This is a genomic window from Streptosporangium sp. NPDC053982 (genome assembly GCF_055585205.1).
On the sequence record NZ_JBVJKQ010000028.1, the window covers coordinates 1 to 14,473 of the forward strand.

Genomic DNA, 14,473 nt, shown 5'->3' on the forward strand with positions numbered 1-14,473 from the left:
AACGCCAGAAACCATCGCGCCCGGGACCAGGCCGGAGGCCGGTCGGCACCGGACATCAGCCACAGCGCCGGCCGGAACACCCACCCACCGCAGCGCGAACCACCGACCAGCACGGCAAGCGGCGACCCGTCCAAGCCCGGAGGAACCGCCCCGCGACGCGAAAAGCCCCAGCCGCAGCGGAGCCGTACGGGTCATCCCCCGGCGGTGACGGCGCTGCCCGCACGGGGCCGGTCGCCATCCAGCCGTCCCTCCTCGCCGGAAGCCCCGCCGGAAGCCCCGCCGGAAGCCCCGCCGGAAGCCCCGCCGGAAACAGCCTTCCGGCGCGGGCGGGCGCCCGCGTACAGGACTCCGGAGACGATCAGCGCGGCGGCGGCGAGCTTCACCGGGGAGACGGGTTCCCCGGTGACCAGGAAGGCCGAGGACATGCCGAAGACCGGGACGAGCAGGCTGTAGGGCGCGACGACGGACGCGTCGTACTTCTTGAGCAGGAAACCCCACACCCCGAAGCCGCCGAGGGTGGCGAGCAGAGCGACGTACAGGACCGCCAGCACGCCCTCGGTGGAGAGCCGCACCTGAGGGACGCCCTCGACCAGGAGTGACAGGCCGAACATGGGAACCGCCGCCACCGCGCTCAGCCAGATCATGAATCGCATGGTGCTGGGCGGCGCCGCCTTGCGCACCGCGATGTTGCCCAGCCCCCAGCCGAAGGCGCCGCCGACGACCAGGAGGAAGGCGCCGACCGGACCGCCCTCGCCGCCCAGGTCCGCGCCGATCAGCGCCAGTCCGGCGAGCGCGACGCCGAGGCCGGTCGCCCGTCGCGCGGTGATCCGCTCCTTCAGCAGGAGCACCGCCAGGAGCACGGTGAACACCGGCTGGGCCTGGATGACGACCGAGGTCAGTCCGGCGGGCATGCCGGCCCGCATGCCCAGCAACAGGAGGCTGTACTGCGCGACGCCGAGCGTGGCCCCGGCGGCCAGGACCCGCCGCCACGGCACACCGGGACCCCCGATGAACAGCAACGCCGGGAAGGCCGCCAGGGCGAACCGCAGCGTCACGAAGAGCAGGGGCGGGAAGTGGCGCAGCCCCGCCTCCATGACGACGAAGTTGAAGCCCCAGACGGCGGCGAGGCCGACGGCCAGCAGGAGGTGTCTGGTTCTCATTTTTTCATCGTTGACCGTACCGATAATTCAGGACAAGCGAGACTTTCTTTGCTGGTGGCTTTAGAATCGCTTACATGTTGGATCTCAACCGCCTCAAGGCCCTGCACGCCGTGGCGGTCTACGGTTCCGTGGGCGCGGCAGCCGAGGCCCTGATGGTGACCCCGTCGGCGGTCTCCCAGCAACTCGCCAAGCTGGAGCGGGAGACCGGTGCGCCCCTGCTGGAACGCAACGGACGCGGGGTACGGCTGACCGACGCGGCCGGGCTGCTCGCCGACCACGCCGGGCGCATCCTCGCGCTGGTGGAGACCGCCGAGGCCGACTTCGAGGCGCTGCGCGGGGAGGTCGTGGGACGGCTGTGCATCGGCGCCTTCCCCACGGCGGCCCGCGGCCTGCTGCCCGGGGCGCTGCGCCTGCTGCACAGGCGCCATCCCGACCTGCGGCTGCAGATGATGGAGCGCGAACCCGCCCGGCAGATCCGCGAGGTGGCCAGGGGTGAGCTGGATCTCGCGGTGGCCCAGGACTGGTCGAACCGGCCGATGGCCATCCCCGAGGGGCTGTCGCGGGAGACACTCCTCGACGACATCGCGGACGTGGTCCTGCCCGAGGCGCACCCGCTGGCCGGGCGGTCGGAGATCGAGCTCGCCGGCCTGTCCGGGGAGCGGTGGGTCAGCTCCTCGCCGGGCACGGTCTGTCATGACTGGCTGGTCCACACGCTGCGCGCGGCCGAGCTGGAGCCGGAGATCTCCTGCATGGCGGACGAGTACCCGACCCAGCTCGCCCTCGTCGCCGCCGGACAGGGATGCGCGATCATCCCGCGCCTCGGCCGCGACTTCGTGCCCGAGGGGGTCAGGATCGTCCCGCTGCGGCCCCGCCCGTCCCGCCGGGTCTACGCCCTGTGGCGCGCCGACGCGGCCCGCCGCCCGGCGATCCGGGCCGCGGTGGAGGCGCTCAAGGCGGTGGCCGCCGACCTCTGACGTGGGCCGCGCCGTACGGATGGGTAGGCTGATGACACCATGGCCGAGACCACCATCGTTCACTTACTGCGCCACGGCGAGGTGCACAACCCCGCCAACGTCCTGTACGGCAGGCTGCCCGGTTTCCACCTCTCGGAGACCGGCGTGCAGATGGCCGAGACGGTCGCCAAGGCGATCGCCACCCGCGACGTCGTCGCCCTGTTCTCCTCCCCGCTGGAGCGGGCCCAGGAGACCGCGGCCCCCCTGAGCGCCACCTTCGGGCTGGACGTCACCCTCGACGACCGGCTCATCGAGGCGGAGAACATCTTCGAGGGCCTGATGGTCGGGGGCGGTGACGGGATCTTCCGGAGCCCGAGCCGCTACCGCTACCTGTGGAACCCGCTCCGCCCCTCCTGGGGCGAGCGTTACACCGACGTGGTCCGGCGGATGAAGGCGGCCATCGACGTCGCCCGCGACGCGGCGCGCGGCCACGAGGCCGTGCTGGTCAGCCACCAGCTCCCGATCTGGATCATCCGGCTCGCGGCGGAGGGCCGGCGGCTGCCGCACGATCCGCGCCGCAGGCAGTGCGGGCTGGCCAGCCTCACCACCCTGTCCTTCGAGGGCGACCGCCTGACCAGCGTGGGTTACAGCGAGCCGGCCGGCGCGCTCTCCAGACGCCCCGCCGTACCGGGCGCGTGACACCCGCGGACGCGTCACCGGGCGCCTGACACCCGCGGGCACGGGGTACGCGCGGGCGCGTGACCGGGAGCGTCACACCCGTCGCCGGGCACGTGGCGCCGGTGGACGCGCCCGCCGGACGCCCCACTGTGCCGGGGCGCGTGACCCCGCCGGTAGAGTGGCTGCTCTACCGGTTGTAGTACAGGGAGACCCCGCCACCGATGCGCGCAAAACTCTTCTCCGCTGCCGCGCTGTGCGCCGCCGTCGCCGTGTCCGCGTCCGGGTGCGCCGGGAACCAGGGGTCGCAGCCGCAGGCGGGGGACACCCGTTTCGTGGCCGGCGACGGCAAGATCACCGTGTTCGACGCGGCCTCCCGCAAGGCCGCCCCCGAGGTCGCGGGGGAGACCCTGGACGGCGGCCGGACCACGCTCGCCGAGCACCGGGGCAAGGTCGTGGTGCTGAACTTCTGGGCCTCCTGGTGCGCGCCCTGCCGGGCGGAGGCGCCGACGCTCAAGGACATCGCGGCCAGGACCAAGGACTCCGGAGTGGAGTTCGTGGGCATCGACTTCAAGGACCGCAAGGCCGACGCGCTGGCCTTCGAGCGGGGGCAGCAGCCGGGCTATCCCAGCATCTTCGACCAGCCGGGAAAGATCGCGCTCTCCTTCCAGGGCACGGTGCCGCCCGCGGCCATCCCCTCGACGCTGGTCATCGACCGTCAGGGCCGGATCGCCGCCCGCGCGCTCGGCGCGGTCAAGCACAGCGAGCTGCTCGCGACGGTCACCAAGCTGAGCGCCGAGTCACGGTGACCGGCGGCGGACCCGATGAACGCGGGCGTGATGAGCGCTGACCTGGCCGGGACGGTGGCGGGCGGGTCGCTCGCCCTGGCGTTGCCGATCGCGGTGGCGGCGGGGCTGGTGTCCTTCCTGTCGCCGTGCGTGCTGCCGCTGGTGCCCGGCTACCTGTCGTACGTGACCGGGATGAGCGCCGACCCCCGGCGCGGCCGGATGGCCGCGGGCATCGCCCTGTTCGTCCTGGGGTTCGCCGTGGTGTTCGTGGCGGGCGGCGCCCTGTTCGGCGGGCTGGGCTCGGTGCTGCTCGGCAACGCCGAGGTCATCACGCGGGTGCTGGGCGCGGTGACCGTCGTCATGGGCCTGGCGTTCATGGGCGCGATCCCCGGCCTGCAGCGGGATCTGCGCATCCACCGGGTCCCGGCGGCGGGCCTGGCCGGGGCGCCGCTGCTCGGGGTGGTGTTCGGCCTGGGCTGGACGCCCTGCATCGGCCCTACCCTGGGAGTGGTGCTGACCCTCGGGCTCAACGAGGGCAGCGCCGGGCGCGGCGCGCTGCTGGCGTTCGCCTACGCGCTGGGCCTCGGTCTGCCCTTCCTCGCGGCGGGACTGGCCTACGGCAAGGCGCTGCGCACGTTCAAGGTCTTCCGCCGCCACTCACGACTGATCACCCGGGTGGGCGGGGCCATGCTGGTCGCCGTCGGCCTGCTGCTGGTCACCGGGCTCTGGTCGGGGCTGATCGCGACGATGCAGACGTGGATCGGCGGATTCGAGCCGGTGATCTGATGGACCGGGCCGAGCGCGACGAAAGGGGGGTGCGGTGAGCGAGACCGAGCGGACCGGCCGGGCCGGCACGGCCGTGGAGACGCCGCCTCCGGCCGGGCGGGAGCCCGCCGTACGGCCGGCGTCGTTCGGCGCGGTGGCGTGGGCGCGGTGGTTCTGGCGCACGCTGACGTCGATGCGGACCGCGCTGATCCTGCTGTTCCTGTTCGCGCTGGCCTCGATCCCCGGGTCGCTGTGGCCGCAGCGCGGCATCGCCGACGCCAGGGTCGCCCAGTACTTCCGCGACGACCCCGGGCTCGCCGAGTGGCTGGACCGCCTCTGGCTGTTCGACGTGTTCCGCGCGCCGTGGTTCGCCGCGATCTACCTGCTGTTGTTCGTCTCCCTGATCGGCTGCGTGCTGCCCCGGGCCGCCGCCCACCTGCGCGAGCTGCGCAGGAAGCCGCCCGCGCCGCCGCGCAACCTCGTCCGGCTGCCGCACCACGCCTCCTTCGACGCCGGTCTGACCGTGGAGGAGGCGGCCGCGCGGCTGCGTGCCCGCCGTTACCGCGTCACCACCGGTCCCGGCTGGGTGTCGGCGGAGAAGGGGTATCTCCGCGAGACCGGCAACCTGCTGTTCCACGTCGCGCTGCTCGGCATGCTGGTCGCCGTGGCCGTGGGCGCGCTGTACGGCTACCGCGGCAACGTGCTGGTCGTGGAGGGGGAGGGGTTCTCCAACACGGTCGCCGCCTATGACCGCTACATCCCCGGTCAGCAGGTGAGCGCCGAGTCGCTGGAGCCGTTCTCGTTCACCGTGGACGACTTCCAGGCCACCTACGTCGCCCAGGGCCAGCGGCGCGGTCAGCCCCTCGACTTCTCGGCCGCGCTCAAGGTCACCGACGCCCCCGGCGCACCCGAGCGCGACTACACCCTCAAGGTCAACGAGCCGCTGGATGTCAACGGCACGCTGACCTACCTGATCGACCACGGCTACGCGCCGACCTTCAAGGTCACGGACGGCAAGGGCCAGGTCGCCTACGACGGCCCGGTGCCGTGCCTGGTCGCCCAGCCGAGCACGTTCACCTCCGAGTGCACGATCAAGGTGCCGGACGCCCGGCCCGAGCAGCTCGGCATCCTCGTCGGCTTCCTGCCGAGCGGCGTGCCGATGGGCGGCGAGTGGGTGTCGGTCTTCCCCGGCGCGGCCAACCCCCTGGCCCAGATCTACGGCGTCTTCGCCGGTGACCTGGGGATGGGCGACGGACGGCCGCAGTCGGTGTACCAGCTCGACCCGGAAAGCCTGAAGAAGATGAGGCCGCTGGTCATGAAGGCCGGTCAGCCGCCCGCCGGTCAGCGGCCCGACCTGCCCGGCGGGGCGGGGGCGCCGGTCACGCGGGCCGACCCGCTGGCCGTCGGGCAGAAGCTCGACCTGCCCGGCGGCGCGGGCTCGATCGAGTTCACCGGCGTCAAGGAGTGGGTGGCCCTGCAGATCACCCACGACCCGGGCCGGATGCCCGCGTTCGTCTTCTCGGTGCTGGCCGTCCTCGGCCTGGTGCTGTCCCTGACCGTCCGCCGCCGCCGGGTGTGGGTACGGGTGAAGAACGAGGCCGTGGCCACCGGGCAGGGACCGGACGGGTCCGAGCCCGGCCTTCGGCACATCGAGGTGGGCGGTCTGACGCGCACCGAAGGCGGTGACTTCGGCGAGGAGTTCGCCGGGGTCGTCGCCGCCTTGAATCCAGGAGTTAAGGATGCCCGTTGAGAACAGCGGCCTCGCCGTACTGAGCGACCAGCTCGTCCTGGTGACGGTGCTGCTGTACGTCTTCGCAATGATCGGATACGCCCTGGACCTCGGCTTCGGCCGTCCCCGGTCCGCGGCCAAGGCCGCCGGGACGACGGCGGACGCGGGAGCGGAGGTCAAGGCCGACGCCGTGCTCGCCACGGTCGGCGGCGGTACGGCACCGCCCGCGGCCGGGTCCGCCGGAGAGCCCCCGGAGGCCGCAGAGGTCCTGGAGAGCTCGGAGAGCACGGAGGGCGCCGGGCGGGAGGTTCCCGCCGGGAAGGAGCCCCCGTCCTGGGCGTCGCGGGCCGGCACGGTCGCGGTCGCGCTCACCTGGCTGGGCTGGGCCGCCCACCTGTCGGCGGTCCTCACCCGGGGCATATCGGTGAACCGGTGGCCGTGGGGCAACATGTACGAGTTCGTGGTCGCCATGTGCCTGGCGGCGGTGACCGCGTTCCTGTTCATGGACCTGCGCTACCGGATCCGCTTCCTCGGGGCGTTCGTCACGGTCGCCGCCGCGCTCGGGCTGGGCTTCTCCGTGAAGTACCTGGAGGTGCAGGCCGGACCGGTGGTTCCGGCGCTCAACTCCTACTGGATCGCGATCCACGTGACGGCGGCGATCATCGCCAGCGGCCTGTTCACCATGGCCGCGGTCTGCGGAGTCCTCTACCTCGTCCGCAAGGACACCGCGCTGCGGCTGCCGTCCCGGGAGGACCTGGACCGGATCGCGCACCGGGCGATCGTGATCTCCTTCCCGATCTGGACCTTCGCCGTCATCGCCGGCGCGCTCTGGGCCGACAAGGCGTGGGGCCGCTACTGGGGCTGGGACCCCAAGGAGGTCTGGGCGTTCATCACCTGGATCGCCTACGCCGCGTACCTGCACGCCCGCGCCACCGCCGGCTTCAAGGGCCGGGCCGCCATGATCGTGCAGCTCATCGCGTTCGGCTGCCTGCTGTTCAACCTCGTCGGGGTGAACGTCTTCCTCGGCGGCCTGCACTCCTACGCGGAGGTGCCGGGCTGACCGGCGGGCGTCCGGTGACGGGGCGGTGCGGGGTGATCCCGCGCCGCCCCGTCCGTGTTCCGGCGGGTTCTCCGGCGGGCCCGGGGCCTTCCGGCACGCGGTCTTCCGGCGGGTCCGGGGCATCCGGCGTAGGACCCTCTGGCGGGCCGGGAACGGTCCGCCGGGTGTCGTGCCGTCAGTCGTCGTCGCGCAGGCGCCGGTCGAGGTCGCGCAGGAAGTCGGGGTCGTCGTCCGGGCCCCGGGGGGCCTGCGGCCGCGGCGCCTCCGGGGGCAGGGGGACGCGGGGCGCGCGTGGGCCGGACGGCCTGCCGAGCAGGAGCCAGAACACCCCGCCGGCCAGGGGGACCAGCACGATGATGATCACCCACAGCAGCTTGGGCAGGTTTCTTGTCTCCTCGTCCGGCGTGGTGATGGCGTCGAACAGGCAGTACAGCCACAGGGCGAGCAGCGCCAGAGCTAGCAAGGGCATGTTCCGCACTGTAGGCCATCACCGGTCCGGGTGAGGCAAGAGCCCGGTTTCGGATGACTGGTGAAGATCCACGTCGTACGGTGGGATCCGTTGCCACTTCCCCTGGAGGGCATGCGATGGCGAGTTCCGCCGACAAGGGCCGCCACCGGCGGCGCTGGTGGCAGGGCGGCCTGTCGTCCCGGCGCGTGGACGGCGCGGGGCGGGCGCCGCGCGAGGCCGACCCGGCGCACGACGGCGGCGCGGTGCGGGAGGCGGGAAGGGCGCGCGACCCCGGCGCGGTGCGGGAGGCGGGCGCGGTGCGCGAGACAGGGGCCGGTCCCGAGCGCAGGGCCGGCACCGTGACGGCGTCCGCGGAGGACCGCCCGCGGTACACCTGGCGTGACTTCGAGTTGGCGGACGAGCGGCCACGGGCCCGGCCCCACCCGCCCGACGCCCCAGGCTTCGGCGACGGCCTGCGGCACTGCGGGCCCCTGGAGACGATCCTGCACCGCCAGTGGGACTCCCGGGAGGGCCCGCCCTCCCCGGAGACGGTGCGGGCGGTGGAGAGCCTCGCCCGGCTGCCGGACAGGCTCAAGGAGAAGCTGGCCGAGGGGCTCACCGGGATCTACGTCGGCGAGGGCGGGGTGCCCGACCTGGACGACATGGGCTACCTGCGGGGCGCGGCGCTGCCGTCGGGCCGCGCCACCTGGGACGTCTGCGCCGGCGCGTACGGTGACCGAAAGGTGGTCGTGGGGGACCGCCCCTCGCCCACGCCCGACGTGATGATGCACGAGATCGGGCACGCCCTGGACGACGTGGACATGCCCCACGACGGCTGGGTGTCCGACTCGGCGGAGTTCGTCGCCCTCTACGAGCAGTGCGTGCCGGTGCTGGCGTCGGGTTTCCACCTGCAGGCGGGGGAGCTGGGGCGCCGGGAGTTCTTCGCGGACGCGTTCGCCGCCATCGCCTCCCGGCAGCGGCCGGCCCTGGTGGACATGCTCGGCGGTGACACGCGGATGGCGCTCAATGTCATGTTGTTCTTCAACCGGCGCTACGGAATCTAGGTGATCTGGGGATGTACGTCATCAGGCTCGCTGACGGGACTCTGCGCGTGCCGCAGAGCCTGTCCAGCGATGACGGGCGTCTGATCGGCAACGCGTACGTGGAGATCTCGCCGGGGGACCCGGACTACGACCGTTGGCTGGCGGAGTCGCTCACCGAGGAGGAGTTCGCGCTCCGGCGGCGGCGCTGGCTGGAGGAGAACGACGAGTTGGAGCGGGAGTTCCTGGCGTTCAAGGCCGAACAGTTCAAGGCCGAACAGGAGGGGTGAGCGGCGGGTCGGCTCGCCGCTTCGCACGGGCACGCGGCCGGCGGACCGGTCCGCCCGTGGGCCGTGCGACTCCATCGGCGATCCTGCGGCATTCCGGGTAAGGCGCGCAGGACCACCGATGACGTGACGTCCTCAGTCGTCAGACACGCGGGGTCTCGCCTGCCGGCCGTTCGGCCGTCAGTACGTCCTCTCCGCGCAGGAGGGCGTGCACTTCCGACTCGCGGAACCGCCGGTGCCCCCCGGGGGTACGGATGCTGCTGATGCGGCCTGCCGCGGCCCACCGCGTGACCGTCTTTGGGTCGACCCGGAAGAGGGCGGCGACCTCTCCGGGCGTCAGCAGACGCTCGCTGCTACTCTCCACAATCTCTCCCCCTCGCATCCCGCTTCCTGCCAGCGGGCGGACAGGTAACCAGTGTGCCGAGCGAAGTCTGATTTATCCGTGGTTTCTTACAAAGATCACGGGTTGTTACCGACTGACTGCCCGATTGTTATATGATAGAGCCTCTTTGACGCTCTCGTGGGTGTTTCTTTACAAAACTGATCTGTTGGGCACACTAGCAGCGCCCGTGCTCGGTGCGAAGAGCGTCCGCTCTGTCTTTATGGCACCGTCATACGCCCGGGCGGCACGGACCATACGTGGAGAGTGACGTAACCTCGACGGTGTGCATCCCGTCTTCGTTTACACCGTCTCCCGGCTGGGACTGTTCGCCGTGAGCTTCGGCGTGCTGTATCTCCTCGGCCTGCGTGAGCCCTTGATCCTGATAGTCGCCGCATTCCTGGTCAGCGGGGTGGCCAGTTACGTCCTGCTGTCCAAACAGCGGGACGCGGTGAGTGCGCGAATCGCCAAGAATCAGAAGTGATCACGGCAGCGGGAACATGCCGACTCGGGCATGGTACTCGTGACCGAGCCGAGTTGTGTCGCTACCAACGAGTAGTCCCCGGGGACAGGTGAGGAACGCCTTGACTCCGATTCCCCGCTCCCTGGTCGGGTTCCACGGTAAAGCCCGGCCGGTGCGCGGGTCGATCGCCCCGATCCCCGGCCTCGGGGCGGCCCCGGGCCCGGCCGAGTCGTGGCCCTCCGGGTTGTCGAGCCAGCGCTGGTGGCCGCCGACGTAGACCGCGGCCCCGGTCGCCGCCACCGCGTACAGCGAGTCGCCCCCGGTGTGGTTGACCCAGGTGGGGGAGACCTCACCCGAGGCTCGCGGCGGGCGGGTCTCGAAGCGGGCGGCGGTGTCGCACGGCCGCTCCGCCCCGCGCGGGCCGCCGGTCGTGACGACGGCGAAGTAGGAGCCGCCGGGCGCGAAGTCCAGGCCGCGCACGTAACCCGGGAAGTCGCGGGCGCACCGCGGCGCGTAGAAGGCGGTCCGCCAGGCGTCGACCCGGGCGGCGCGGACGTCCACCAGGCCGAGCTGGGCCCGCGGCAGCCCGCCCAGGGTGGTGAAGTCGCCGCCGACCGCCAGCCTCCCGCCGCCGAGCGCCAGCGCGTGGACCCGTGCCCGGGAGCCTCGCGGCGCGTCCGGCCGGATGTCGAACGCGACGTCGGCGGCGCCGGTGGCGGCGTCCAGCCGGGCCAGGGCCGGGCGGGCCAGGCCGCCCGCGCGGGTGAAGCCCCCGCCCGCGTACAGCGCCGCGCCATCCCTGACCAGGGCGGTCACCGGGCCTCCGCTGATCCGGGCGGCGAAGCCGGCCACCGGCGAACCGTCGGACAGCCGCAGCCGGGCCAGCGCACCGGTCCGGCCGCGGGCGGAGGCGCTCACCGTGGTGAACTCCCCGCCGGCGTAGACGGTGCCGTCGTCGCCCGCGGCCAGCGCCCGGACCGGGCGGTCGGGGCGCGGGGCGAAGTCCGGCAGGATCCGCCCGGTGGCCAGGTCGTAGGCGAAGAGGTTGCGCCGCTCCACCTCCCGGGCCGTGCCGGCCTCGCGCACCCGGCCGAACCTGCCGCCGACCACCACCGTGCCGCCGACCAGGGCGAAGGCGTTGACGATCCCGTCGAGGACGTGCGGGGTGGTGTCCACCGGGTCGGCCGAGACGACCGCGGGGTGCGGGACCGTGCCGGCCGCGGCGGGCGGCGGAGGGGCGGCGAGGACGGAGAGGGCGGCGAGGGCGGGGACGGTGGCCCGGCGGAGGGCGGGGATGGCCGCCGCCGGGGCCGGGACCGAAGGCGGCGCGGCGACCGGGGGCTGCGCTGTGAGCAGGGGCGGGACCGGAGCGGGGGCGGCCCGGGTGGGGGTAGTTTCGGGGAGCATTCCGCAATTACTAGCAGACCGTGAGTAACCGAGTGGCTACTTTCCGTGGAATGTCCCTGCGGCCCTAGTCTTGTCCTCATGACGCGCGCTTCGCTGGACAAGCAACCGCATGAGGTCGCCGCGATGTTCGATCGCACGGCCCGGCGCTACGACCTGGTAAACGACATCATCTCCCTCGGCCAGGTCCGGCTGTGGCGCAAGGCGACCGCGGCGGCCGTCGACGCGGGCCCCGGTGAGCTGGTCCTCGATCTCGGCGCGGGCACCGGCACCTCCACCGACGCCTTCACCGCCCTCGGCGCCCGCGCGATCGCCTCCGACTTCTCGCTCGGCATGCTGCGCACCGGGGTGCGGCGGCGGGGCGGCTCGGGCCTGTCCGGCGGCGGGGTGCGCGGGGTCACCTTCGTCGCCGGCGACGCGCTGCGGCTGCCGTTCGCCGACGACGTCTTCGACGCGGTGACGATCTCCACCGCGCTGCGCAACGTCCACGACACCGGCCAGGCGCTGCGCGAGATGCTGCGGGTGGCCAAGCCGGGGGCGCGCCTGGTGATCCTGGAGTTCTCCCACCCCACCAGCAAGGCGTTCGACCTCGTCTACACCCAGTACCTCATGAGGATGATGCCGCAGGCCGCCAGGCTGTTCGGCTCCAACGACGACTCCTATGAATACCTGGCCGAGTCGATCCGGGCCTGGCCGGACCAGCCGGGGCTGGCCAGGATCATCCGCGAGGCCGGCTGGGAACGGGTCGCGTGGCGCAACCTCGCCCTGGGGATCGTGGCGATTCACCGCGCGTACAAGCCGGCGTGAAGGATTCGCGGGCATTGACGGACCCCGCTGACACTTCAGGCCGTAAAGGGGCTAGACTTCGGGCCGACAAGTTTGTGAAGCACTTCACAAAGGAACGAAGGGCCGAATACTCAAAGGCCTCGAAGCTGTAGGACAGGACGGGTCCCGTGACCGTGCCAGCCGCCGCGCAGCGGAACGTCACCGAAATCGACGCCGACGTCATCGTCGTCGGTGCCGGACCCGCCGGCTCGACGACCGCATTCCACCTCGCACGGGCCGGCCTTGAGGTCCTGCTGCTCGAAAAGACGACCTTCCCCCGCGAGAAGGTCTGCGGCGACGGCCTGACGCCCCGGGCGGTCAAGCAGCTCATCGCCATGGGCATCGACCTCGACGCCCCCGGCTGGGTCAGGAACAAGGGCCTGCGGGTGGTCGGCGGCGGCCTGCGCTTCGAGCTCGACTGGCCCGAGCTGTCGAGCTACCCCGACTTCGGCCTGGTGCGCACCCGGCAGGACTTCGACCAGATCCTCGCGGCCAACGCCGAGCGCGCCGGGGTCCGCCTGCTGCAGGGCGTGAACGTCATCGCCCCGATCCTCGACGAGCGCAGCGGTCACGTCGTCGGCGTCACCGCGAAGAAGGACGGCGAGGAGGTCTCCTACCGCTCCCGTCTCGTGGTCGCCGCCGACGGCAACTCCACCCGGCTCTCCCTGGCGATGGGGCTGCACAAGCGCGAGGACCGCCCGATGGGCGTCGCCGTACGGACGTACTTCACCAGCCCGCGCCACGACGACGACTACCTCGAGACCTGGCTGGAGCTGTGGGCCGGCGACACCCTGCTGCCCGGCTACGGCTGGATCTTCGGCGTCGGCGACGGCACCTCCAACGTCGGCCTCGGGCTGCTGAACACCAGCGAGGCGTTCAAGGGCACCGACTACCGCGACCTGCTGCGGCGCTGGGTCGCGACCATGCCGCCCGAGTGGGGCTACGTCGAGGAGAACATGACCGCCCCCATCCGGGGCGCGGCGCTGCCGATGGGCTTCAACCGCCAGCCCCACTACACCCGCGGCCTGGTGCTCGTCGGCGACTCGGGCGGGATGATCAACCCGTTCAACGGCGAGGGCATCGCGTACGCGATGGAGACCGGCCACATCGCGGCGGAGACGATCGTCCAGGCGCTCGGCCGGGCGACCGCCGCCCAGCGCGAGCGGGTGCTGCGGGCTTACCCGGGTATCCTCAAGGACGCCTACGGCGGATACTTCACCCTGGGCCGCGGGTTCGTCGAGCTCATCGGCCGTCGCGGGGTGATGGACTTCATCACCCGCCACGCGCTGCCGCACCCGCCGCTGATGAGGTTCGCCCTGAAACTCCTGGCCAACCTCACCGACCGGCGCGGTGACGCGTCCGACCGCATCATCAACGCCCTGTCGAAGGTGGCGCCACCGGCATGAACCCCTGCTTCACGAAGCCCGGCCAGCGGGAGGCGGACCTGACGACCGCCCTCCCTAGACTTGCACACCACACAGAAACGACCAGCTACGCGCCGGCGCGCGTGGAGATGGGAGAGGAGGCGTAGCGATGGACCTGTACGCGCCCATCCTGGTGCTCGCCGTTCTCGCGGCGGGATTCGCGATCTTCTCGGTGACGATCGCGCCCTTCACCGGTCCCAAGCGCTGGAACCGCGCGAAGCTCGACGCCTACGAGTGCGGTATCGAGCCGACGCCCCAGCCGGTCGGCGGCGGCCGTTTCCCGCTGAAGTACATGATCACCGCGATGCTCTTCATCGTGTTCGACATCGAGATCATCTTCCTCTACCCGTGGGCGGTCGCCTTCGACCAGCTCGGCGTCTTCGGGTTGGTCGAGATGGTGCTGTTCATCGTCACCGTGCTCGTGGCCTACGCGTACGTGTGGCGCCGCAAGGGTCTGGACTGGGACTAGATATGGGACTTGAAGAGAAACTTCCGAGCGGGTTCATGCTCAGCACGGTCGAGCAGGTCGCCGGCTGGGCGCGCAAGAACTCCGTATGGCCGGCCACCTTCGGCCTGGCCTGTTGCGCCATCGAGCTGATGTCCACCGGCGGTCCCAAGCACGACCTGGCGCGCTTCGGCATGGAGCGCGCTTCGGCGTCTCCGCGGCAGGCCGACCTCATGATCGTCGCGGGCCGTCTCTCGCAGAAGATGGCCCCGGTCCTGCGCCAGATCTACGACCAGATGGCCGAGCCCAAGTGGGTCATCGCCATGGGCGTCTGCGCCTCCAGCGGCGGCATGTTCAACAACTACGCCATCGTGCAGGGCGTGGACCACGTCGTGCCCGTCGACATCTACCTGCCCGGCTGCCCGCCGCGGCCCGAGATGCTCATCGACGCGATCGTGAAGCTGCACGACAAGATCCAGAACATGAAGTTCGGCGCGCACCGCGCCAAGCAGATCGACGAGCTCGAACTGCAGGCGCTGCGGACGCTGCCGCTGATCGACCAGGAGGCCGCGAAGTGACCGGCGGTTTCCCTGCGGCGGGCCCGCGCACGGCGGACGAGGAGCGGTAA

17 protein-coding genes are annotated in these 14,473 nt (G+C 71.9%); 13 read left to right on the forward strand and 4 right to left on the reverse strand.

All coding sequences use genetic code 11. From position 1 onward, the window contains the following. Positions 1-191: 191 nt before the first annotated feature. Positions 192-1,160, reverse strand: a complete 969-nt coding sequence (locus ACZ6W9_RS35555; RefSeq protein ID WP_470121691.1) for an EamA family transporter — start codon at positions 1,158-1,160, stop codon at positions 192-194. A gap of 74 nt (positions 1,161-1,234) precedes the next feature. On the opposite strand from ACZ6W9_RS35555, the gene ACZ6W9_RS35560 reads away from it, so the two are divergent. The 6 genes from ACZ6W9_RS35560 to ccsB all read left to right on the forward strand — a co-directional run bounded on the left by ACZ6W9_RS35560 (position 1,235) and on the right by ccsB (position 7,130). After that, positions 1,235-2,134: a LysR family transcriptional regulator gene (locus ACZ6W9_RS35560; RefSeq protein WP_362938775.1), complete on the forward strand. Its 900-nt coding sequence runs from the start codon at positions 1,235-1,237 to the stop codon at positions 2,132-2,134. Between the two features lie 39 nt (positions 2,135-2,173). After that, on the forward strand, positions 2,174-2,812 hold the full coding sequence (locus ACZ6W9_RS35565; protein ID WP_389970370.1) for a histidine phosphatase family protein: 639 nt from the start codon (positions 2,174-2,176) through the stop codon (positions 2,810-2,812). A gap of 200 nt (positions 2,813-3,012) precedes the next feature. Beyond that, positions 3,013-3,597, forward strand: coding sequence for a TlpA family protein disulfide reductase (locus tag ACZ6W9_RS35570; RefSeq protein WP_389970373.1), 585 nt, complete (start codon positions 3,013-3,015; stop codon positions 3,595-3,597). 30 nt (positions 3,598-3,627) lie between these two features. Beyond that, positions 3,628-4,362: a cytochrome c biogenesis CcdA family protein gene (locus tag ACZ6W9_RS35575; protein WP_362938766.1), complete on the forward strand. Its 735-nt coding sequence runs from the start codon at positions 3,628-3,630 to the stop codon at positions 4,360-4,362. 34 nt (positions 4,363-4,396) lie between these two features. Then, positions 4,397-6,091 carry a cytochrome c biogenesis protein ResB gene (gene resB, locus ACZ6W9_RS35580; protein WP_362938764.1) on the forward strand — a complete coding sequence of 565 codons (1,695 nt, stop codon included), beginning with the start codon at positions 4,397-4,399 and terminating at the stop codon, positions 6,089-6,091. Beyond that, positions 6,081-7,130, forward strand: coding sequence for a c-type cytochrome biogenesis protein CcsB (gene ccsB / locus ACZ6W9_RS35585; RefSeq protein WP_389970377.1), 1,050 nt, complete (start codon positions 6,081-6,083; stop codon positions 7,128-7,130). Before resB ends, ccsB begins: the two co-directional genes overlap by 11 nt. Before the next feature lie 175 nt (positions 7,131-7,305). Here the strand turns inward: ccsB and ACZ6W9_RS35590 are convergent, their stop codons facing one another. Beyond that, on the reverse strand, positions 7,306-7,599 hold the full coding sequence (locus ACZ6W9_RS35590) for a PLD nuclease N-terminal domain-containing protein (protein ID WP_362938758.1): 294 nt from the start codon (positions 7,597-7,599) through the stop codon (positions 7,306-7,308). 116 nt (positions 7,600-7,715) lie between these two features. Here ACZ6W9_RS35590 and ACZ6W9_RS35595 point away from each other — a divergent pair, with 116 nt between their 5' ends. Further along, positions 7,716-8,642, forward strand: a complete 927-nt coding sequence (locus ACZ6W9_RS35595) for a hypothetical protein (protein WP_389970382.1) — start codon at positions 7,716-7,718, stop codon at positions 8,640-8,642. Between the two features lie 11 nt (positions 8,643-8,653). Further along, entirely contained in the window at positions 8,654-8,908 is a 255-nt protein-coding gene (locus tag ACZ6W9_RS35600) for a hypothetical protein (protein WP_470121696.1), read from the forward strand. Between the two features lie 139 nt (positions 8,909-9,047). Here ACZ6W9_RS35600 and ACZ6W9_RS35605 read toward each other — a convergent pair whose 3' ends face one another. Further along, positions 9,048-9,287: a BldC family transcriptional regulator gene (locus ACZ6W9_RS35605; RefSeq protein ID WP_179820504.1), complete on the reverse strand. Its 240-nt coding sequence runs from the start codon at positions 9,285-9,287 to the stop codon at positions 9,048-9,050. A 283-nt stretch (positions 9,288-9,570) separates the two neighbouring features. Between ACZ6W9_RS35605 and ACZ6W9_RS35610 the strand changes: the two genes are divergently transcribed. Further along, positions 9,571-9,768, forward strand: a complete 198-nt coding sequence (locus tag ACZ6W9_RS35610) for a DUF4229 domain-containing protein (protein WP_362938749.1) — start codon at positions 9,571-9,573, stop codon at positions 9,766-9,768. Here ACZ6W9_RS35610 and ACZ6W9_RS35615 read toward each other — a convergent pair whose 3' ends face one another. Beyond that, positions 9,769-11,154 carry a hypothetical protein gene (locus tag ACZ6W9_RS35615; RefSeq protein ID WP_470121698.1) on the reverse strand — a complete coding sequence of 462 codons (1,386 nt, stop codon included), beginning with the start codon at positions 11,152-11,154 and terminating at the stop codon, positions 9,769-9,771. A 78-nt stretch (positions 11,155-11,232) separates the two neighbouring features. On the opposite strand from ACZ6W9_RS35615, the gene ACZ6W9_RS35620 reads away from it, so the two are divergent. The 4 genes from ACZ6W9_RS35620 (at position 11,233) to ACZ6W9_RS35635 (ending at position 14,423) form a co-directional block, all read left to right on the forward strand. Beyond that, positions 11,233-11,958, forward strand: a complete 726-nt coding sequence (locus tag ACZ6W9_RS35620; protein ID WP_389970388.1) for a demethylmenaquinone methyltransferase — start codon at positions 11,233-11,235, stop codon at positions 11,956-11,958. Positions 11,959-12,104: 146 nt separating this feature from the next. Beyond that, the gene (locus tag ACZ6W9_RS35625) at positions 12,105-13,382 is read left to right on the forward strand and encodes a geranylgeranyl reductase family protein (RefSeq protein ID WP_389970391.1); all 1,278 of its coding nucleotides are present in this window, start codon (positions 12,105-12,107) and stop codon (positions 13,380-13,382) included. A gap of 127 nt (positions 13,383-13,509) precedes the next feature. Beyond that, positions 13,510-13,869, forward strand: a complete 360-nt coding sequence (locus ACZ6W9_RS35630) for an NADH-quinone oxidoreductase subunit A (RefSeq protein ID WP_362938737.1) — start codon at positions 13,510-13,512, stop codon at positions 13,867-13,869. Positions 13,870-13,871: 2 nt separating this feature from the next. Beyond that, a complete protein-coding gene (locus ACZ6W9_RS35635; protein ID WP_179820475.1) occupies positions 13,872-14,423 on the forward strand; it encodes a NuoB/complex I 20 kDa subunit family protein in 552 nt (183 codons plus the stop codon). The last annotated feature ends 50 nt before the right edge of the window (positions 14,424-14,473 follow it).